This is a genomic window from Pseudoalteromonas sp. SG45-5 (assembly GCF_014164085.1).
GTDB classification, from domain to species: Bacteria; Pseudomonadota; Gammaproteobacteria; order Enterobacterales; family Alteromonadaceae; genus Pseudoalteromonas; species Pseudoalteromonas aliena.
This window is the reverse complement of sequence record NZ_JACJEM010000009.1, coordinates 23,070-44,415: the sequence shown is the minus strand read 5'-3', so window position 1 is coordinate 44,415 and position 21,346 is coordinate 23,070. Positions and strand designations below refer to the sequence as shown.

The window sequence follows — 21,346 nt, the reverse complement described above, 5'->3', positions numbered from 1 at the left end:
ATGATTGATATACACTCTCATATTTTGCCTGAAATTGATGATGGCGCTAAAGATTTAGATGAAGCTTTAGCGTTATTAAAAATAGCGCAAAGCGATGGTATAACGCATATGATAGCTACCCCGCACATTCATCTAGGGCGCTTTAATAATGCGAGTTTTCATATATATGATGATCTTGCTAATTTAAAAACGCATGCTATAAATGCGGGGATCACGATTAAGTTAGCAGTCGCTGCTGAGGTTCGTTTAGATGTAGAGCTTATGGCATTAATAATGGCGAATAAACTCCCCTTTATTGGTCACGTTGAAGGTGTGAACTATTTATTATTAGAGTTACCCCACTCGCATGTACCTCAAGGTTACGATAAGTTTATTTCGTGGTTAGCAAAACAAAATATTAAAGTAATAATTCCTCATCCTGAGCGTAACCGTGATATTCAAGCAAAACCGTTTTATATAGAACATTTAAAACAACTCGGTTGTGAGTTTCAATTAACGGCATCAAGCCTAGAAGGGCATTGGGGCGATAAAGCTAAGCAAATTTGCGAAGATATGCTTAAAGCTGATTTAGTCAGATATGTGGCAACCGATGCACATTCAGTAAAGCGCAGGCCACCAATATTAAGTAATGCAAAGCAAATAGTTAGTGATTTAATTGGCTCTGAAAAAGCAACTGAGTTATTTTTAACTAACCCTTGGCATTTAACTGAGTCTTTATATAGTGATTAACTTTAATCGGACGATGCAAGCCGCTATTTTGGCTATGGTTACTTTATGCATCATTTATCTTAGTGTTCAGAGTATGCGTGCTAATTCTTGGTACTTCAGTGCACGTAATACTGTGCAGCAAATGACTGCTGATCCAGCCGATTACTCGCGGCTATCTGATGCAAAACATGCTATTGCCTTGGCAACTCAGTTAGAGCCTTCGCATCCGCATTATTGGCAGTTAAGTGCGCATATAAATATGTTAAGTATTAATGCCTTTAAAGATTCAACTGAAGCTACGCAAGCCAATAATGCGCAAATTTATAAAGAGGCTGAACAAGCGCTTTTAAAGTCAGTTGAGTTGAGGCAAAGCTGGGCTGAAACATGGATTGCATTAGCGCAAGTTGTTAGTTATCAAGAAGGAGCTAGTGAACGCGTTTATGAGTATATTAAACAAGCAAAGTCCGTTGGGCCAAATAAATTAAGTGTTCATTTAGGGATCATTCAACTTGCTTTAATAAATTGGCCAAACTTACCACCTAAGTTTAAAGCGCTATATGTTGCTGAATTAAATTTGGCGGTTAAACATGGATATCAATTTTTTGAGGTGTTTAATTTAGCAAAGCAGGTTAATAGGCTCCCTACATTGTGCTTGTCACTTCAATTTGGTAATGCGTTTGAAGACGTTAGAGCGGCCCACCTGTATAAAGTACACTGTAAATAAAAGCAAAAAAATGCCCAGAGACTTATAAGCACTCTGGGCTTTAAAGTGACTCAAATTTGAGTCTAGCGTTAACTAAAAAAACTTTCTAGATTCTTTAGGGAGAAGAAGAAAGTACTTAAAAGTGTAGTAAAGCTGCTCAATAAAGCATAACTAATTTTTCGATATAACTGTATTTAATTAAAAAGTATTACTTTAAATCCAGCTGATTAATTGTGTATTTTGTACCAGATCTCGTGGTAATGAATTTTTAATCTTATTTTTTTGCCATTTACCCAGCCCAATAGGGCACCCACACAGCGTTAAAACGACTTCTCCAATTGTTTGAGTTACCTCCGTTAAGCGTATATCTTTACCCTGAAAATAATCATTTGCTTGCTCGTTACTTAAAGCAAATACATTAATTTTGCACTCATTACCAAATACAGTTGCAAACTCATGTGTTAGCCTCACCCCATTTTTATGAATAACACCAATTTGAATGCCTAAACGTGCGTACTTAATTTTATTTTGCACGGCTTCAAACCCTTGTGGAAATAACCACAGTTCTTTGTCGCGCTGCATTAAATTACCTGGCAAGTTAGTTAACCCAAAATGCTTTTTAAGCGATTGCATAAACGCGACGCTTTGCTTTTTATCAAACTCGTTAAACGGAAATGCGCCTTTTTTAACAGTTTGATTTGGGTTGTTGCAACTTGCGTGCTTTTTAAATTTAGCAATAAAAAAGCCTTCGCTATCGAATGTTTGCGGCCAAACATGCAAATAGCCTTCACTTGTTGTTGCTTTACTTGCACCTTCAAATAAATCACTGAGTGACTCAGGCGCTATATAGTCACCAAACTCACTGAGTAAATAATCGCACACTTGTTGGTTTTCGAGCGGGGTAAGTGTGCAGGTTGAATACACTAATGTGCCACCTGGCTTTAATGCGTAAAATGCACTTTTAATTAAGTCTTTTTGGACTTGGGCTATTTGTATGTTTGATTCTATTGACCAATTTTTAAGTGCGTCGGCGTCTTTACGCACAGTACCTTCACCAGAGCAGGGCGCGTCTAGCAATATGCTATCAAAGCATTCAAACATGTAGTTGCCAAATATAACGCCATCAAAGTGCGAGAGCGCACAGTTACCAACGCCCATTCGTTTGAGTGTAGCGCTAAGTACTTTTAGGCGCGATGACGAAAGCTCGTTTGCAACAAGCACGCCTTGGTTATTCATAAGCGCAGCCAGTTGCGAGGTTTTAGAGCCTGGTGCTGATGCCATATCAAGTACAGTGTTATTTTGAGTGTCTGTGAGTTCAATACTTTGTTTTAAGGCAATAGGCGGCAGCATTGAACTTGCTTCTTGTACGTACATCGCACCGCTTAAATGTAAGTCGGTATTACCAAGAGCGAGGTTTTGCTCTTCATCGCTTGGGCGTTCTAACCAAAAGCCTTCACTGCACCAAGGGATGGGGGTTAGCAGCCAATTTTTTTCAGTTGTACGTTCTACAAATTCTTCAATGCTAATTTTTAATGTATTAACGCGGATAGATTTTCTGAGTGGCCTGCGACACGCATTTAAAAAGTCATCTAAGTTTAGATGCGCTGGTAAATAGGTTTTTACGTCATCAATAAAGTGCTCAGGAATAAAAGTGTTAGCGTTCACGCGTTGGCTCATACTATAAAAATAAAGCGCGATAATAGCATTTATATAACGCATTTTCAGCGCTAAAAAACTTAACATCAGCTTTATTGCAGTGTCGACACTTTACTGGTTTAGTCTATTTTAAAAGCGTTTTCATAAGGCTTTAGATTAATAGTGTCGACAATGAGTGCATTTTTTAGTCTTTTTGTTGGGTTCAAGGGTTGACATGGTTTTTTAATAAGCACATAGTAACGGCATTAATTGTCGACAATCTAAAAAATAACTTATGACACATACATTTTTAAACGAAGCGCCTATTACTACCGCATCAGATCAGGTATTTGTAGATATGCGCCGTGAGATTGTTGAAGGCAGTATAGTTCAAGGCAGTAAAATATCAGAGCCTGAACTTGCAAAGCGTTATGGTGTAAGCCGTGCAACGCTTAGAGAAGCGTTAAATCGCTTAGAGAGTTGCTACCTTGTTGAGCGTAAAGCTAACGTAGGTTGCCGAGTAGTTGCCCTTACCGCTGAGCGTTTGATTGAAGTATACCAAGTTCGCAGCTCACTTGAAGGTTTGGCATGTAGGTTGGCTGCCGACAATATGGAACCCGAAGAGATAAAAGGCTTAAAGCAATTACTTAATCAGCACCTACAAACACAACGTGTTAAAGAAGGTGAATCTTACTATCAAGAAGCCGGCGATTTAGATTTTCATTACCGTATTATTCAAGGCAGTAAAAACGCGCATTTAATTCATTTACTGTGTAATGAGCTTTATCAATTAATACGCATGTATCGTGTACAAATGGGCATGGTGGGGCCGCGTGTATCAAAAGCGTTTGATGAGCATTTAGCAATTATTAACGCCATTGAAAACCACGACGGCGAACTGGCCGAAATGCTAATGAAGCGCCACATCAGTGCATCGCAAGCAAATATTCAAACCAAATTTGAAGTATACCAATCAATATGAGTATTCGAACAATTTAACGGATTAAATAGCTCCGTAACGTCGTTAATAATTTTTTATTTAGAACCACTAAACATAAAAATTATTGCCTAGTTACAGAACGATTTTCTTATCGTTAAATAGACCTCATACCCATACAGATTGGTATGAGCAGCTCAAAACGATTTAGCCGCTAAAAATAAGTAAAACAGTTAAACAGTCATAATTACAGATTAAAACTATAAGTTACTCCACGTAGCAACCGTTCAAAGTGAGGAGAAAGTAATGTCAGCAGGATTAAAATTTAAACACGCTATTGCTAATAACCGCCCGTTACAAGTGGTAGGTACTATTAATGCCTACACAGCGATGATGGCAGAAAAAATGGGCCACCAAGCTATTTACCTCTCAGGTGCGGGTGTTGCAAACGCCTCGTTTGGTATGCCTGATTTGGGTATGACCAGCCTTGATAACGTGCTTGAAGATATTCGTCGTATTACCGGTGCAAGCGATTTACCGCTACTTGTTGATGCCGATACCGGTTGGGGTGGGGCGTTTAACATTGCGCGCACAGTAAAAGAAATGACTAAAGCCGGTGCAGCGGGTTTTCATATAGAAGATCAAGTAGCGCAAAAGCGTTGCGGGCATCGCCCAAATAAAGAAATTGTCAGCCAAGGTGAGATGATTGACCGCATTAAAGCGGCGGTTGATGCAAAAACCGACAGCGATTTTTACATTATGGCCCGTACCGATGCGTTTCAAAAAGAAGGTTTAAATGCCGCTATTGACCGTGCAGCTGCCTGTGTTGAAGCCGGTGCTGACGCTATTTTTGCAGAAGCCGTGCACGACCTCGCTGATTACCAAGCATTTGCAAAAGCGATTAACGTTCCAATTTTGGCAAACATTACTGAGTTTGGCCAAACACCTATTTATACAAAAGAGCAGCTAAGTGATGTAGGCGTTGAAATGGTGCTTTACCCACTCAGTGCATTTAGAGCTATGAACAAGGCGGCACTTAACGTGTATTCAGCAATTTTAAATGAAGGCTCGCAACAAAGCCAAATTGAAAATATGCAAACGCGCGCAGAGCTTTACGACTTTTTAGATTACCACACGTACGAGAACACACTCGATACTCTTTTTTCAGCAAAATCTGACAAATAATAATTATTAAAATAGATACCACACACAAATTATAGACAGGAGAAGATCATGGTAGATAAAGCATTAGGCGGCGCGGGTTTACGCGGACAAGTGGCTGGTCAAACAGCATTGTGTACTGTTGGACAAAGTGGTTCTGGTTTAACGTATTGTGGTTACGATATTAGCGAACTTGCCGAAAAAGCGCAGTTTGAAGAAGTATCGTTTTTACTCTCACGCGGTGAGTTACCTACAACAAGTGAATTGGCAGAGTATAAAGCTAAACTTAAAAGCTTACGCGGCTTACCAGATGCACTTAAAACCGTGCTTGAAAATATTCCTAAAGACGCGCATCCAATGGATGTAATGCGTACCGGTTGCTCAATGTTGGGTAACCTTGAAATGGAAAACGATTTTAGCCAAGCCAACGATGCAATTGATCGTATGGTTGCCGTGTTCCCAAGTATTATTTGTTACTGGTACCGCTTTACACACGATGATGTACGCATAGAAACACAAACAGATGACGACTCTGTTGGCGCACACTTTTTAACACTGTTACATGACAAAGCACCTAGCGAGTTATTTGCGCAAGTGATGAACGTATCACTAATTTTATACGCAGAGCATGAATTTAACGCCTCTACCTTTACGGGTCGTGTGTGTGCATCAACACTCTCTGATATTCACTCTTGTGTAACTGGTGCGATTGGTACGCTGCGTGGTCCACTTCATGGTGGTGCTAACGAAGCGGCTATGGATATGATCCAAGGTTTCACAAGCGCTGAACATGCCGAACAAGAAGTCATGGGCATGCTTGCACGTAAAGACAAAATTATGGGCTTTGGCCATGCTATTTATCGTGAGTCTGATCCACGTAATGTGATCATTAAAAAATGGTCTGAAAAACTAGCCGATGAAGTAGGCGATACGGTGCTTTACCCTGTGTCTGTTCGTTGTGAAGAGATTATGTGGCGCGAGAAAAAACTGTTTTGTAACGCCGATTTTTTTCATGCATCTGCTTATCATTTTATGGATATTCCAACTAAATTATTTACGCCAATATTTGTAATGAGCCGTGTTACGGGTTGGACTGCCCATGTTAAAGAGCAACGTGCTAACAACCGTATTATTCGCCCAAGTGCCGATTATACAGGGCCCGATGCACGTAGTTACACACCAATAGAGTCACGTTAAAAAATGGGTGAGCACGCATGTGCTCACTTTTTTATTGTACATAGCCACTAGCGAGCAGTTTTTCTCAAACTTTTCATTAAACACGCTAGCTGTGAGCAAACACCGTCACCAATTAGCGAATTTATTATGACCATAATTAATAATACCCAATACCGTAAACCTCTACCGGGCTCAAACGTCGACTATTACGATACGCAAGAAGCCGTAGATGCAATTAAGCCAGGTGCATACGCCACGCTACCTTATTCATCACGTGTATTTGCCGAGAATCTAGTACGCCGATGCGATCCTGCCATGTTAACCGATGCACTTAATCAGCTGATTGAGCGCAAACAAGACTTAGATTTTCCGTGGTATCCAGCGCGTGTGGTCTGCCACGATATTTTAGGGCAAACAGCACTTGTTGATTTAGCAGGTTTGCGTGATGCAATTGCAGCCAAAGGCGGTGACCCAGCAAAAGTGAACCCAGTGGTACCCACACAGTTAATAGTTGATCATTCACTAGCGGTAGAGCATGCCGGTTTTGATCCTGACGCATTTGAAAAAAACCGCGCTATTGAAGACAGACGCAATGACGACCGCTTTCACTTTATCAACTGGACAAAAACTGCGTTTAAAAATATTGACGTTATTCCACCGGGTAACGGCATTATGCATCAAATTAATCTTGAAAAAATGTCGCCGGTTATTCAAAACCGAGATGGCATTGCCTTCCCAGATACACTAGTCGGTACCGACAGCCACACGCCACATGTTGATGCGCTGGGCGTTATTGCTGTTGGCGTAGGTGGGCTTGAAGCTGAAAGTGTTATGCTTGGCCGCGCTTCTTATATTCGCTTACCTGATATTGTCGGTGTTGAGCTAACAGGTAAGCGCCAACCAGGTATTACCGCAACCGATATTGTATTGGCTATTACTGAATTTTTACGCGAGCAACGTGTTGTATCTACTTATTTAGAGTTTTACGGTGAAGGTGCTGACGCGCTTACACTTGGCGACAGAGCAACCATTTCCAACATGACGCCTGAATTTGGCGCAACTGCAGCTATGTTTTATATCGATGATAAAACCATAGATTACTTGCGTTTAACCGGTCGCGAAGAAGAACAAATTGCCCTTGTAGAAAACTACGCTAAAACAGCAGGCCTTTGGAGCGATAGCTTAAAAACCGCAAAATATGAGCGTGTACTTAAGTTTGACTTATCAAGCGTAGGGCGCAATATTGCCGGTCCATCTAATCCGCACCGCCGTGTGTCGACAAGCGATTTAGCTAAAGAAGGTATTTCGGGCGCTGTTGAAAATGAAGAAGGCTTAATGCCAGACGGCGCGTGTATTATTGCCGCTATTACTAGCTGTACTAATACCAGTAATCCACGCAATGTAATTGCCGCTGCACTGCTTGCCCGTAACGCAAATGTAAAAGGCTTAACGCGCAAACCTTGGGTTAAAACTTCATTAGCGCCGGGCTCAAAAGCGGTGCAATCATACCTTGAAGATGCAAACCTACTAACAGAGCTTGAGCAACTGGGCTTTGGCATTGTTGGTTTTGCGTGTACTACCTGTAATGGTATGAGTGGTGCCCTTGACCCTGTTATTCAAAAAGAAGTCATCGATCGCGATTTATACACGACAGCGGTGCTTTCGGGCAATCGTAACTTTGATGGGCGTATTCATCCTTATGCTAAGCAAGCATTTTTAGCGTCACCTCCTTTAGTTGTTGCGTACGCCATTGCGGGTACTATTCGCTTTGATATTGAAAAAGGGATACTAGGGCAAGATCAACAAGGCAATGATATTACGCTTAAAGATTTATGGCCATCTGACGAAGAGATTGATGCAGTAATTAAGCAAAGCGTTAAGCCTGAGCAATTTAGAAAAGTATACGAGCCGATGTTTAATTTAACCGTAGATTACGGTGAAGATAACGACCCACTTTACGACTGGCGCCCAGAAAGTACGTACATTCGTCGCCCTCCTTATTGGGAAGGTGCACTTGCGGGTGAGCGCACAATGACGGGTATGCGTGCGCTAGCAGTGCTTGGCGATAACATTACAACCGATCATTTATCGCCATCAAACGCAATTATGGCTAGTAGTGCCGCTGGTGAATACCTGACCAAAATGAACGTCCCAGAGGAAGATTACAACTCGTACGCAACGCATCGAGGCGATCATTTAACAGCGCAGCGTGCAACCTTTGCTAATCCAAAACTGTTAAATGAAATGGTGCTTGATGAAAACGGTGAGGTCAAACAAGGTTCTTACGCGCGATTAGAGCCACAAGGTACTAATACTCGTATGTGGGAAGCAATCGAAACTTATATGGAGCGTAAGCAACCACTTATTATTGTAGCGGGTGCCGATTACGGTCAAGGTTCGTCGCGCGATTGGGCGGCAAAAGGTGTAAGGCTTGCAGGCGTTGAAGTAATAGCAGCAGAAGGTTTTGAGCGTATTCACCGTACTAACTTAATTGGTATGGGTGTGTTACCGCTTGAATTTAAAGCGGGCACAACGCGTAAAACGCTCAAGTTAGATGGCAGCGAAACGTACGATGTAGCGGGTGATTTAAAACCAGGTGCCACCGTCAATCTAAGCATTACCCGTAAAGAGGGTGAAGTACTCACTGTGCCTATGAAGTGCCGTATCGATACCCAAGAAGAGCTTTCTATTTACGCAGCTGGTGGCGTTTTACAACGCTTTGCACAAGACTTTTTAGAAGCAACACAATCTGCATAAGGGCAAGTATTATGTTTAAACCGCAAATTAAAGTGCCTGCAACCTATATGCGTGGCGGCACCAGTAAAGGTGTATTTTTTAATTTAACTGATTTGCCAAAGCCTGCTCAAGTAGCAGGCGAGGCGCGCGATAATTTATTACTGCGCGTTATTGGCAGCCCCGATCCGTATGCTAAGCAAACAGATGGCATGGGCGGTGCTACATCAAGTACCAGTAAAACCGTCATTTTAAGTAAAAGTGAGCAAGCCGAACACGATGTTGATTACTTGTTTGGTCAAGTGGCTATAGATAAACCTTTTGTAGATTGGAGCGGTAACTGCGGTAATTTAACGTCAGCAGTCGGTGCTTTTGCCATTAGTAATGGTTTGGTCGATAAAAGCAGAGTACCTAATAACGGTGTTGCTATTGTGCGCGTGTGGCAGGCTAATATTAAAAAAAGCATATTAGTGCATGTCCCTATAACCAATGGCGAAGTGCAAGAAACCGGCGACTTTGAGCTCGATGGCGTTACCTTTGCAGCAGCTGAAGTGAAACTTGAATTTATGGACCCTGCTGATGGCGATAGCGCGTTATTTCCAACAGGTAACGTAGTTGATGACTTAAAAGTACCGGGTGTTGGTACTTTAAAAGCCACGATGATAAACGCAGGTATTCCTACTGTATTTATTAACGCCGCAGATATTGGCTATACCGGTACAGAGCTGCAAGACGATATAAATAACGATGTTGCAGCGCTTGAAAAGCTCGAAACCATTCGCGCTTATGGCGCCGTTAAAATGGGTTTAATCACTGATATTAATGAAGCGCAAGCTCGCCAACATACGCCAAAAGTTGCGTTTGTTGCAGCGCCTTTAGATTACACTGCGTCTAGCGGTAAAGTTATTGAGGCTGCCAACATTAACTTACTCGTGCGCGCAATGTCGATGGGTAAACTGCACCATGCCATGATGGGCACAGCTGCTGTTGCTATTGGCACAGCTGCAGCAATTGAAGGCACACTCGTTAATATAGCCGCTGGTGGCGGCGCATTAAGTGAGGTTAACTTTGGTCATCCGTCGGGCACGCTAAAAGTAGGGGCTGAGGCTAAAAACAGTGCAGGTAATTGGCTAGTTACTAAGGCAAGCATGAGCCGCAGTGCTCGAGTATTAATGGAAGGAGTTGTAAGAGTACCCGAATAATATAGACGCCATTACTTTTTGTTGCTAACAGGGATGTAGGCAACAGCTGAAGCCTTGCTTTATTTTATACAAGAATATAAGTCATTAGCATAGTACTGAAATAGTTACTGAGTTTATTCGGTCACACATTTTACATCGCAATTAAATTGCCCTTGAATAGAACAAGTATTAATTTTGAATGGTATTAAAATTATTACCCCGCCTAGCAAAAAAAGTAATGCCTGCTATACCTAATACTCAGACATGTTTATCTTTCGATGTTGAATTTACAGCAATATGTTTGGTTTTTAGGCAAGGTAGTGCCGATGGTGTGTGATTTTCCATAAATTGGCGATAGCGCAGCACATATGCCAAACATGCGCTGCCTTTTGGGTTCATTCTAGGCAGAACAAGTTTTAATCCGTAAAGGCCAACAGATCCCAAAAAACGATGATAAATATGATGCCATAACAGTAAACCATCGACTAATAATTAAAATAGGTTTAGTAATTCATGAATATTTCTAACAAGCTGATGCTAATTGTGCTGTTGACTACGTTTGAAATAAGCATTACGGTTTTTTCTGCTTTTGAGATAGCGAAAGGGGCTAAGTTTCATCAGCTTAATTTTCTTCATTTAAAGTATATTAATCAGTTAACAAAATCCGTTAGAAAAATAGCAAGTGATGCCCCTGTAGATATACAAACCATAGAATCAGATATATTAGCAATTAAGCAACAACCTATTGATTGCTTAAATGAAATAAATCATCTGAACCGCATCATAATGAAAGTAATTAAAACCGATCAAGCAATAACGATTTGCGAAGATGACATTAAAATTGCTGATAGTGCATTACTGCTTGTTCAGCAGTATAAAAACGACAGGCTTAATAAAGACGATTTTTTAATCGGTATGAATGCGGCACTTGATGGTTTTAATCAACATTCGGAGGTGTTTGAGGAACCAATCAGAAAGACGGTGTCGTTTATATTAATGACTTTGATACCGCTGGTTTTAATAATATCTCTTTTTAATATTATTTTTATAAGTTATCTATCGCGCACCATATCAAGTTCTATTCGTAATTTAACCAAGCTTTTATTAAGTAAACCTGAAGATAATATTAATTTGGATGATGAGCTTGATAAGAAGACGAGTGGAGAATTAAAAGCACTAGTCATTGCGGCTAGGCACCGAATCAAAAGTGAGATTTTAAATATCGAGAACAGTCTTGAGCTAAAAGCGATTGTAAATAGCCAAACAGCCTCACTCCAACAAGCAAATGATGAGCTTGCACAGTTTGCTTATCGGGCATCTCATGATCTTAAATCACCGTTATCGGGCGCTAAATCGTTGGCTCAATTTGTAATTCAAGATATCAAAGCAGGGGACACTGAGGAAGCAAGCAATAACGCACGTATTATTTATCAGCAGATGGAAAAATTAGAAACTCTGGTTGTTGATATTTTATTATTAGCCAAGGCCGAAATAGGCAATGAAGAAAAAGATTTCATTGATTTTGAGCAAATATTTATTGATATGAAAGAGCGGTTAACTTGGTTGATGAAGGATAACCCATGCACTTTAAATACCAGTGTTAATCTATCAACACCAATTAGGTCAGAAAAGGCGCGCTTTGCCCAAATTATTGAAAACTTGATATCAAACGGATTGAAATATTACGACAAAGATAACGCTTCACCCTTCGTTAACTGTGATATACACGATGAACTGCAACAGCTTATTATTATTGTAACTGATAACGGGATCGGAATACCAAAGAAGCATCAGAGTGAAGTGTTTGATATGTTTAAACGATTTCATGTTGAAACCAGTAGTGGTTCAGGGCTTGGGATGGCACTTGTAAAAAAACATGTTGAGTACTTAAACGGAGAAATTTCATTACAAAGTTCTAATAAAGGGACTACATTTAAAATAATAATACCGATGGATACACTAAAATGAAAAAAACCAAACCACCTATATTAATTATTGATGACAACGAGGTCGACCGCTATATTCTTAAAAGACTAATAAAAGAAGCTAATTTAGAACTCACTGTCTTCGAGAAAAGTGATGGGCAAGAAGCGTTAGAGTTTTTAGAAAATTATGAAGCTAACAGACAAGAATATCCAGGCGACTTTCCTCCAATTTTAATTTTTTTAGATATCAATATGCCAAGAGTTAACGGGATGCAATTTTTAGAAGAGTTTGCTGAACTGAGAAAAATAATAGAAATCAGCTCCTGTGTGGTTATGATGTTTAGTTCATCTGAAAGAAAAGAAGAAAAAGAAATTATCATGGCATATGACTTTGTTAAAGGTTATTTAGTCAAAGGGGATTTCCAAGCTAAAGATCTAAAAGAAAAAGTACAGGCTGTTATTGGTAAATATTTAATCTGAAGTTGGATTTTCATTAATACTCAGCTGTTTAGGGACGAATCTTGCTAAGTTTTTTTATTTTTTTAGTAACTGGCTGATTTCGTGTGCGGGCATAGGCCTTGCAAATAAAAACCCTTGTAAGTAATCAATTCCCAATGTGTTGCATAGTGCATGCTGCGTTGGGGTTTCAATACCTTCGGCCACAACAGAAAAATCCAGAGCTTTGAGCATGAGCGATAATCCTTCAATTATTTTTAATCGCTTATCGTTATTATCACCCAATGGTTGCATGCTTTTATCTAATTTCACTATATCAATAGGGTAGGACATCAGGTGAGATATGGATGAATACCCCATGCCAAAATCATCCAAGGCAATTCTAAAGCCATTATTTGACAGCGTAGTTAATATATCAATAACCTCTTTGCTGTCTTCCATAAAGGCGGTTTCAGTTATTTCAAGTATTACATTACTTGGTTTTACATTGCTCTTTTCAATAGTGGTTAATAAATACGTTAAGAGCGTGTCTTTTTGTAACTGCACCGGTGAAATGTTGATTGATAGCGTTAATGGCATTTGGTAGCTTTGTTGCCAAACTGAGAGCTGCTCTAACGCTGTAGCAATGATCCAGTCGCCTAGTGGATTTATTAGTCGGCATTCTTCAGCGATAGGAATAAACTCGTCAGGGGTATAACTAATCTCGGTGTCTGGCCAACGGATCAACGCTTCAACCCCTGATATTCTCTGAGTTTTTGAACAAAAAACAGGTTGATAGAATAGCCGGAAATTCTTTTTCTCTAGATTATGTTTAATACTATTTTGAATATCGACGCGGCGGCTAAATTCGTATTGAAATTGCGCTTTGTAAAAACTTATTTTACTTTTCCCGCTTTGTTTTGAACGATACATGGCAATGTCAGCGCACTTTAGTAATTCGTGTGCTTCTGTTGCGTCATTAGGGTATAAGGCACTGCCAATACTAACAGTACAATTAATGGTTATGCCATTGTGTATAAACGGCTCAGAGACTTTTTCCAGTATTCTGTTTGCGATCATACCAATTTGATTTATGTTACAAATACCGCCGATTATAACGGCAAATTCATCTCCCCCGAGTCTAGCAAAGCCTTCATCACGTCGCAGGCAATTATTTATTCTTGTTACTGTTTGTATTAATATTTCATCGCCAACGTTGTGCCCTAGCGTATCGTTTATATTTTTGAAGTTATCTAAATCTAAAGCTAGCAGCGCAACACAGTTTTTTGTCCGTTTATTATTCGCTATCATTACCTTTAGTACTTCTTCAAAATGGTATCTGTTAGATAGTCCCGTGAGTTGATCTCTTTCTGCCATATGTTTTACAGCCAGGTAGCTGTCGTGCATACGTTGCTCTGCCTCAAAACGTTTTTTTGCGTATATAAGTGCTTTATTTAAGCTACTTCGCGTTATATCACCTTTTGGTAAAAAGTCTTGAGCTCCGGCCTCTATACACTCAATTGCTACGCTTGAGTTTTCAGAGGAGCTGATCATAATAATTGCAGTATTGCCAAGTTTGGGCTTTGCTCGCATTTCAATAAGCATTTCAATACCGTCTTCTTTAGGCATATTGTAGTCGAGTAGTATTACGTCAAAATGAGTTTTTTCAATAGCTTGAAAACCTTCAGATACGCACGTCACCTCAGTAATGTGATGAAGTTGAGCGCCATCTGAAATCAGCATTTTTCTAATTAATTTTCGATCTACTAAGTCGTCATCAACGATTAATATATACATATGTTCCTCAATACGCCTTAAATAAAATCATTTTTTAGGCCAGTAAACAGTAAATGTGCTGCCAAGTTTTCCATCAGAAGTTACTTCTATTTTGCCGCCGTAATTCATAATATGCTTTTTTGCGATACACAGCCCAATACCGCTGCCCTCTACGTCATCACGAGATTGTAAAGTTTGAAATAATTTAAAAATGAGGGAAAAGTATTTAGGTTCTATTCCTGGGCCATTATCTTTTATTTCAATAACATAGTAATTTTTATCGGGAAGTAACGAAATATCAATAATAGGACTTTTTTTATCATTATGCTTAACGGCATTACTTATAAGATTTGAAATTACGATTTTAAAAGGGATAACAGGTATGGTTATTAATTGATTATTAGCATTAATATTAACGGTGAGTGTTTTTGGGAGGTCTAATAACTCTTTGATATCAAGGTAGGTAGCGTCTAAAGATATATTTGCCAGCGTACCATCACAACCATTTATTCTCGAATAGCTCAGTAGATCTTCTAATAACACCTGCATTCTATTAGTACGATTTATGACTAGCTGAAAGTTTTCAAGGTGCTCTTTGGGAAGCAAATCTTTGCAATCATCTGAAATCCACTCTAGTAAACGTTTTATTGCATTTAATGGCGATCTTAAGTCATGTGAAGCAATACTTGTAAATTCATCGAGTTCACTATGTGCTGCTTCTATTTTATTGATTAACTGCTCTTTTTCAGTTATGTCTTTACTGACCGTGAGAATATATAAACTGCCTAATCTATCCTCAAAACGCCGCTTGACAGTGTCAGCGATAAAGCTTGAACCGTTTGGCCTACAGAGGTTTTCGACTATTTGGCTAAAACCGCAATGCAGAGCTATTTTGTCCTGGGCTAAAAACTTTTTAGCTTTATCATCTTCATAACTTTCAACGGTAGTGCAGCCGATGATGTTGTTTTGCATATTCTCAGGGTACATATTCTTAAATGCATCATTTGCATACACTATTTTAAAATGTTCATCTTTTATGCAGACTAAATCTTTATTTAGCTCGGAAATCATTAATTGAAGTTCGGCATTATCCGTTGCCTCAAGTAGGCGACGTCGCAGAGCTAATTGATTTATTAAGCCATTTTTTAACGTCGAGAATATTGATTTTTCTTGTTCTGTGAAGGCGATATCACTTTGACGCTCAAATACTATCCAGCCAAATTGAACATGTGAGGTCAAATTAATAGGCGCAACAACTCTTAATATATTGGAGTTTATATTTACTGTGGTATTTGAAATATTTTTTAAGTCGTCTTTAGTTAACGTTATTTTTGAACTACGTTGGCATAATTCTATTGGGGTTTGAAGTGGGCTTGCGATGATAGAGCATGCCGTAGCGTCAAAAATTTTAATAACTAGTTCTACGAAATTACCCAAGCTTATTTGAACCTCACTATCAAAAAAAAGACTCCTTTGCATGTCATCTAGTCGTGACGTTTTTTTAATATAGTTGTTTGCATTAGGCATCTAAATTCCTTTAAATGTATTAGGGTCAGTTTATCTTTCGAGGTTAAATTTCAGCTTTATGTTTATTTTTGGTCAAAGCGGGCCTTATCCCCATTGATAGGCGATAACACAGCATAAATACTAAACATGCGCTGTCCTTTGTATTCGCCCCTAGATAGAACAAATTTAATCCTGATGAGGTTAACAGACCTTAGTATAATTTCGGTTAAATCATCTTCTTACGCCAAACTTCACATAACAAGTCACTAACTGATTGTAGTTGATTATTTTTATAATGCAGAAATAATTCACTTTTCGTAAATTAACGTTTAGATAGTAATTTTGGTATCAAATTAACGATCTGTTTTACAGGTTATTCGTGAGATATTTTGGTACAGGGGGGCAGCACTGTAAGTTTAACCGCAAACGATAACCCCCTTTATGTATTATTTTAAAATTACGATGGGTACATCGCTATTTTCAAGCATTTTGGTGGTGTTACTGCCTACAAAAAATTGCCTTAGTTTAGAATGTCCAAATGCGCCCATTACAATTAAACCTACATTATTTTGCTCTTTATATCGTATTAACGAATCAAAAATATTGCCCTCTAAAAAGCTGGCTGACACCTCAAAACCCATACGGGTGAGTGTGTACTGCGCGTTAACAAACTTTTCTTCAAGGTCTTTTTCGTTATTTTTAATACTCACTAAATGGCAATGCAAGCCATGTAATAAACCGCCCTCAATTACTTGTTGCAGCGCTTTATCGGCAGTTTCACGCCCATCGTAAGCAATCATAAATGACGTAGGCTGTTTAAACGTTTCAGGAATAAGCAAAATAGGTTGAGTTGCATTGCGCACTAAGGTTTCTATGTGTGAGCCAAGTACCGCTAGGCTATTACTATGCCCCGCACCATTTTGGCCAATAACAATAAGGCGCGTATCATCTGTAAAGTCTATAACGGCATCGAGTAAATCACCGTGGCGCTTAATTAATTCAAAATCAGTGATACCTGCCGATTTTGCATGCTCGCTTACGGAGTGCAATAATTCGTCAGCCATTTTTAAACTCACTTTGCAGCGCTGTTCGTCAAGCTTGGTCATTTCTTCAAGTAAAATTGAATGGGCACCTAAGCCAATACTACCAGAGTAATCGCCAATATTAGTTTGCTGTTTTTTTTCAATTGTATGCACAAAGCTAATGGATTTATTTAACTTTTTTGAAGCCCAAATAGCGGCTTCAGTTACGTTTTTAGTTATGGCTGAGCCATCCACGTAGGTAATTATTTTAGTCATTACATGCTCCTTAATGTCCGCCAAGTAGTTTTTCAACTTCTTCAGGGTTGTTATGTACACCAAATTTATCGATAACGGTTTCGGTTGCGCTATTCATCCCAATAATGTTAACCGTTGCACCTTCTCGCCTAAATTTAATAACCACCTTGTCGAGTGACGATACACCGGTTATATCCCAAAAGTGAGCATGGGTTAAATCAATTACCACGTTAGAAACCGTATTTTTAAAATCGAACGACGCAATAAATTGCTCAGCGGAGGCAAAAAACACTTGGCCAACGACTTCATAGATTATTTGATCGCTGCTTTCATCATGCTTGGTTTTAACGAGCATAAAACGGCCAATTTTATTGGCAAAAAACAACGTAGCTAACAACACGCCAACTAAAACCCCCATCGCTAAATTATGCGTAGCAACAACCACAATAACGGTGGAAATCATCACGACATTTGACGAAAGGGGGTTCTTTTTTAAATCTTTAACTGATGCCCACGAGAATGTACCAATCGATACCATAATCATTACCGCAACTAATGCTGCCATAGGGATTAAGCGCAGCCATTCATCTAAAAATACCACCATGATGATTAAAAACAAACCGGCAATAAAAGTTGAGAGTCGCCCACGTCCGCCGGACTTAACATTAATAATTGATTGACCAATCATAGCGCAACCGGCCATACCGCCAAATAAACCCGCACCAATGTTTGCAATACCTTGACCTTTACACTCTTTATTGCGGTCGCTCGTTGTATCGGTTAAATCATCGACAATAGTCGCGGTCATCATCGACTCAAGTAAGCCCACAACGGCAAGACCAATTGAATAGGGTAAAACAATTTGCAGTGTTTCAAGTGTTAGCGGTACATCTGGCCATAAAAATATAGGGAGAGTGTCGGGTAAATCGCCCATGTCGCCCACGGTTCTTATATCAAGCCCTAAAAACAGTGAAACCAATGTAATAACAACAATACAGACCAAAGGAGAGGGGATCATTTTACCAATAGCTGGAATGTGCGGGAAGAGGTAAATAATACCTAAGCCCGCCGCCGTCATTGCATACACATGCCACGTAACATTAGTAAGCTCAGGTAGTTGCGCCATAAATATTAAAATAGCCAATGCGTTTACAAAACCTGTTACAACAGAGCGCGATACAAATCGCATTAATTCACCGAGCTTTAAAAAGCCTGCAAATATTTGTAGTACACCGGTGAGCAAGGTAGCAACAAGCAAGTATTCAAGGCCATGATCTTTCACCAGCGTCACCATTAATAGCGCCATAGCGCCGGTTGCTGCCGATATCATGCCTGGTCGACCGCCTACGAAGGCAATAATAACTGCAATGCAAAATGAGGCGTATAAGCCGACTTTTGGATCAACGCCTGCAATAATAGAAAAGGCAATTGCTTCAGGTATTAAGGCTAGTGCCACAACAATACCAGCGAGTACATCGCCACGAATATTACAAAGCCAGTCTCTTTTTATGTGTTCGAGCATATAAATAACCTACTTAGTTTCCCCCAAATAAAGGGAGTGTGTATAGAATAAGAGCAAATATAGTGTAGCGGGCGATACCGTATCACGCTTCTTTGAGTAGAGCAGGGCGTAGTTTTAAATAACTATACCCTATGGTTATGTTTGACATGTAAATGTGAAATATAGTTAACGCGAGCAAAAAGCTATAATGTGAAGATTATAAAAATAATAGGAGTTTATATGCGTCAACTATTTGTAATTTTATTCGTGATTTTAAGTCTTAATTGTCAAGCCGAAGAAATGCTCAACGTGAGTGTCAAAGTTATAAATGAGGAAGGCTCTCCTCTACCTAATGTACTTTTTTCTATCAATGGCAATAATATCACAAGCGATAAAAATGGGGTGTTTACGGTTAATATAAAACGCCATTCGACGTATACAATACGTTTGTCTCACGATGATTACTACACGAGTATTCAAACTTTCAGTGACTTTGAATTAACTAATCATAAATTAGCGCATATTGATGACATTATCTTAGTTAAAAAAAAGAAAAGTCGAACGATGTTAGCGTTTGGTGGGGACGTGATGATGGGGCGTCGTTTTTATCATCCTTATTTTGGCGATAAAACACTTATCAACGAGGATAATAAACTAGAAGACAGTAAGGCGATAGTTCAATACATAAAACCTTATATGAGTTTAGCTGATTATGCTGCGGTAAATCTTGAAACTCAAATTGCGAATGAAGAACCGACAGAGCGAGCACCTAAATCGGTAACCTTCTATTCAAAACCCGAAATAGTATCAGCTTTGGCTTGGGCCGGTATTGATTATGTTTCCTTAGGTAATAATCATACTTATGACTATATGGAGGCGGGCTTACAATCCACTTTATCGTTTTTAGAGGGAAGTAAATTAGGCTACTCTGGGGCTGGTGTTGATGCAGAGTCAGCGCTAAAAGCACATTTAGAAACAATTAATGGAATTGATTTTGCTATGCTTGGTTATGTTGGCTGGGAGGGCAGTGCTAGCCCAACGCAAACTGCGAATGACCACCACGGAGGTGCTGCATATGGCTCAATGAAGAATATGCAAGCGTCGATTACTAAGCAATTAGCACAAAAAAAAATCCCGATTGTGCAATATCATGGCAGCCAAGAATACGCTAATAATCCAACAGGTGTAACAGAGCAGCGTTTGAAATCGTCATTAGATGCAGGCGCTGCTTTAGCCATTGCTCATCATCCACATGTGGCACAAGGATTAGAGCTATACAACAATAAGCTGATAGCCTATTCGATGGGGAATTTTATTTTTGACCAAAACTTTAGTGCGACTCAGCACAGCTTTATTCTTTACGTGTGGCTAGATGACGGTGAATTTCACCGTGCTGAAATCGTGCCGATATATGTAAAAGGCTATAAGCCTACGCCGGCAACAGGTATGCACCGTTATACGGTGATGAAACGTTTAACTGAACTATCTAAACAAAGAAATACAGTAATAACGACATCTGGTGGGCATGGTATTATCCGTTCTCAACACGTGCTTGATAGTAAAGTAGCAGAGAATAACGCTGAGTTAGCCATTCATGTTGCTAACAATGAGAGAGCTATTCCAATCTATCATACACCTTGGGATAGAAAAATTACTGAAATAAAAATGCCTAATACTGAAGTCGCTTATCGGTTAGGGACAAATTTAATTAATGGTAGTGATTTTGAAAGCTTTGCGACTTTTGATAGCCCTGAGCGCGGCTGGTTATTCGAGCAAAATAGCACAACGCTAAATGGTTTTGGTGCAAGCGGACAACATAGTCTGCGTGTAAAGTTGGCAGCAAATGAGCCAAGCGTATTTGGTATGCAAAGCTTTAGACGTGTATATCATGCTGGAAGTGTTATGACGTTAAAAGCTAAATTTAATGTACAAGCTCCAGTAAAAATTAACTTTTATTGGCAAGGACGAAAAAAACGTCAAAAGTTGTTTGATGCTTTAAATAACAGCGCTAAACAGTTGATAGGCAGTGTAGAACTTGACGCAGCTTCGGACTGGCAAAATATTGAATTGGATTTTAACTCACCACGTGTGGGCTATAGAGGCTACCGTGTAATAGCCGAAATACAGTTACAAAATGCTGGAGAGGGTCATATTAATATCGATGATTTTTCCTTGATTGAATGGCAAAGTGCGTACAGTAAAGAGTCTAAACCTAACTACTATAATGCTTTGAGCGCTCAAGCGGCTTATCTAGGTATAAATAAAACGGTATCTGCGCCTATAATCGTAAAGTTTTGAGTTACATATTTGGTTTCAAGTCAGGCAGAGTATGAGTTGTGTTGTTATACCAATTTTATTAAAAACATGATCATTCTAGCGTATTAAATAACTCACTAGCTACGTTAAAAAATATTTACATAGAACACTATGTATCATAATTTTAGCCTTGTTATTGAGCTATTTTTTTATCGCTATAATAGATCACTAATTTAATGCAATTGGTATTATCACCTATTTATGGGCAGTAACCGCACTTTATATAGGCGCTGAACCGCCTGAAAAGCTAAACATATCGCTGTAAATTTAAACTTCAAAGTCAACAGCCCCTAAACTTTAATGACATTTAAATTTATTTGCGCTAACTAAAAATCAGGTTTTTACAGTAATAATTAACGTGATGAGTAAAATGCGA

The 21,346-nt window shown here is 39.3% G+C and carries 15 protein-coding genes; 10 read left to right on the top strand and 5 right to left on the bottom strand.

The window, feature by feature from the left end:
• A complete protein-coding gene (locus H5119_RS04180; RefSeq protein ID WP_182701322.1) occupies nucleotides 1–729 on the top strand; it encodes a tyrosine-protein phosphatase in 729 nt (242 codons plus the stop codon).
• A gap of 13 nt (nucleotides 730–742) precedes the next feature.
• The gene (locus tag H5119_RS04175) at nucleotides 743–1,432 is read left to right on the top strand and encodes a VpsP family polysaccharide biosynthesis protein (protein WP_182701357.1); all 690 of its coding nucleotides are present in this window, start codon (nucleotides 743–745) and stop codon (nucleotides 1,430–1,432) included.
• 192 nt (nucleotides 1,433–1,624) lie between these two features.
• Here H5119_RS04175 and rsmF read toward each other — a convergent pair whose 3' ends face one another.
• The gene (gene rsmF, locus H5119_RS04170) at nucleotides 1,625–3,076 is read right to left on the bottom strand and encodes a 16S rRNA (cytosine(1407)-C(5))-methyltransferase RsmF (RefSeq protein ID WP_182701321.1); all 1,452 of its coding nucleotides are present in this window, start codon (nucleotides 3,074–3,076) and stop codon (nucleotides 1,625–1,627) included.
• Nucleotides 3,077–3,341: 265 nt separating this feature from the next.
• Between rsmF and H5119_RS04165 the strand changes: the two genes are divergently transcribed.
• The 7 genes from H5119_RS04165 to H5119_RS04135 all read left to right on the top strand — a co-directional run bounded on the left by H5119_RS04165 (nucleotide 3,342) and on the right by H5119_RS04135 (nucleotide 12,639).
• Complete coding sequence (locus H5119_RS04165; protein ID WP_077538230.1) at nucleotides 3,342–4,028, top strand: GntR family transcriptional regulator; 687 nt, start codon at nucleotides 3,342–3,344, stop codon at nucleotides 4,026–4,028.
• A gap of 261 nt (nucleotides 4,029–4,289) precedes the next feature.
• Nucleotides 4,290–5,168, top strand: coding sequence for a methylisocitrate lyase (prpB, locus tag H5119_RS04160; protein WP_182701320.1), 879 nt, complete (start codon nucleotides 4,290–4,292; stop codon nucleotides 5,166–5,168).
• A 48-nt stretch (nucleotides 5,169–5,216) separates the two neighbouring features.
• Nucleotides 5,217–6,341 carry a 2-methylcitrate synthase gene (gene prpC / locus H5119_RS04155; protein WP_182701319.1) on the top strand — a complete coding sequence of 375 codons (1,125 nt, stop codon included), beginning with the start codon at nucleotides 5,217–5,219 and terminating at the stop codon, nucleotides 6,339–6,341.
• Between the two features lie 126 nt (nucleotides 6,342–6,467).
• Nucleotides 6,468–9,077, top strand: coding sequence for a Fe/S-dependent 2-methylisocitrate dehydratase AcnD (acnD, locus tag H5119_RS04150; protein WP_182701318.1), 2,610 nt, complete (start codon nucleotides 6,468–6,470; stop codon nucleotides 9,075–9,077).
• A gap of 11 nt (nucleotides 9,078–9,088) precedes the next feature.
• Nucleotides 9,089–10,255 (top strand): 2-methylaconitate cis-trans isomerase PrpF, encoded by a 1,167-nt coding sequence (gene prpF, locus H5119_RS04145; protein WP_182701317.1) that lies wholly within the window; start codon nucleotides 9,089–9,091, stop codon nucleotides 10,253–10,255.
• Nucleotides 10,256–10,747: 492 nt separating this feature from the next.
• The gene (locus H5119_RS04140; protein ID WP_182701316.1) at nucleotides 10,748–12,202 is read left to right on the top strand and encodes an ATP-binding protein; all 1,455 of its coding nucleotides are present in this window, start codon (nucleotides 10,748–10,750) and stop codon (nucleotides 12,200–12,202) included.
• Nucleotides 12,199–12,639 (top strand): response regulator, encoded by a 441-nt coding sequence (locus tag H5119_RS04135; RefSeq protein ID WP_077538224.1) that lies wholly within the window; start codon nucleotides 12,199–12,201, stop codon nucleotides 12,637–12,639. Before H5119_RS04140 ends, H5119_RS04135 begins: the two co-directional genes overlap by 4 nt.
• Before the next feature lie 54 nt (nucleotides 12,640–12,693).
• Here H5119_RS04135 and H5119_RS04130 read toward each other — a convergent pair whose 3' ends face one another.
• From H5119_RS04130 to H5119_RS04115, 4 genes are all read right to left on the bottom strand, one after another.
• A complete protein-coding gene (locus tag H5119_RS04130) occupies nucleotides 12,694–14,391 on the bottom strand; it encodes a GGDEF domain-containing response regulator (protein WP_077538223.1) in 1,698 nt (565 codons plus the stop codon).
• A gap of 27 nt (nucleotides 14,392–14,418) precedes the next feature.
• Nucleotides 14,419–15,897 (bottom strand): PAS domain-containing sensor histidine kinase, encoded by a 1,479-nt coding sequence (locus H5119_RS04125; RefSeq protein ID WP_259398976.1) that lies wholly within the window; start codon nucleotides 15,895–15,897, stop codon nucleotides 14,419–14,421.
• A 425-nt stretch (nucleotides 15,898–16,322) separates the two neighbouring features.
• On the bottom strand, nucleotides 16,323–17,174 hold the full coding sequence (locus H5119_RS04120) for a universal stress protein (protein ID WP_077538221.1): 852 nt from the start codon (nucleotides 17,172–17,174) through the stop codon (nucleotides 16,323–16,325).
• Between the two features lie 10 nt (nucleotides 17,175–17,184).
• On the bottom strand, nucleotides 17,185–18,675 hold the full coding sequence (locus H5119_RS04115) for a SulP family inorganic anion transporter (RefSeq protein ID WP_182701315.1): 1,491 nt from the start codon (nucleotides 18,673–18,675) through the stop codon (nucleotides 17,185–17,187).
• A 219-nt stretch (nucleotides 18,676–18,894) separates the two neighbouring features.
• Here H5119_RS04115 and H5119_RS04110 point away from each other — a divergent pair, with 219 nt between their 5' ends.
• Nucleotides 18,895–20,952, top strand: a complete 2,058-nt coding sequence (locus H5119_RS04110; RefSeq protein ID WP_182701314.1) for a CapA family protein — start codon at nucleotides 18,895–18,897, stop codon at nucleotides 20,950–20,952.
• Nucleotides 20,953–21,346 lie beyond the last annotated feature (394 nt).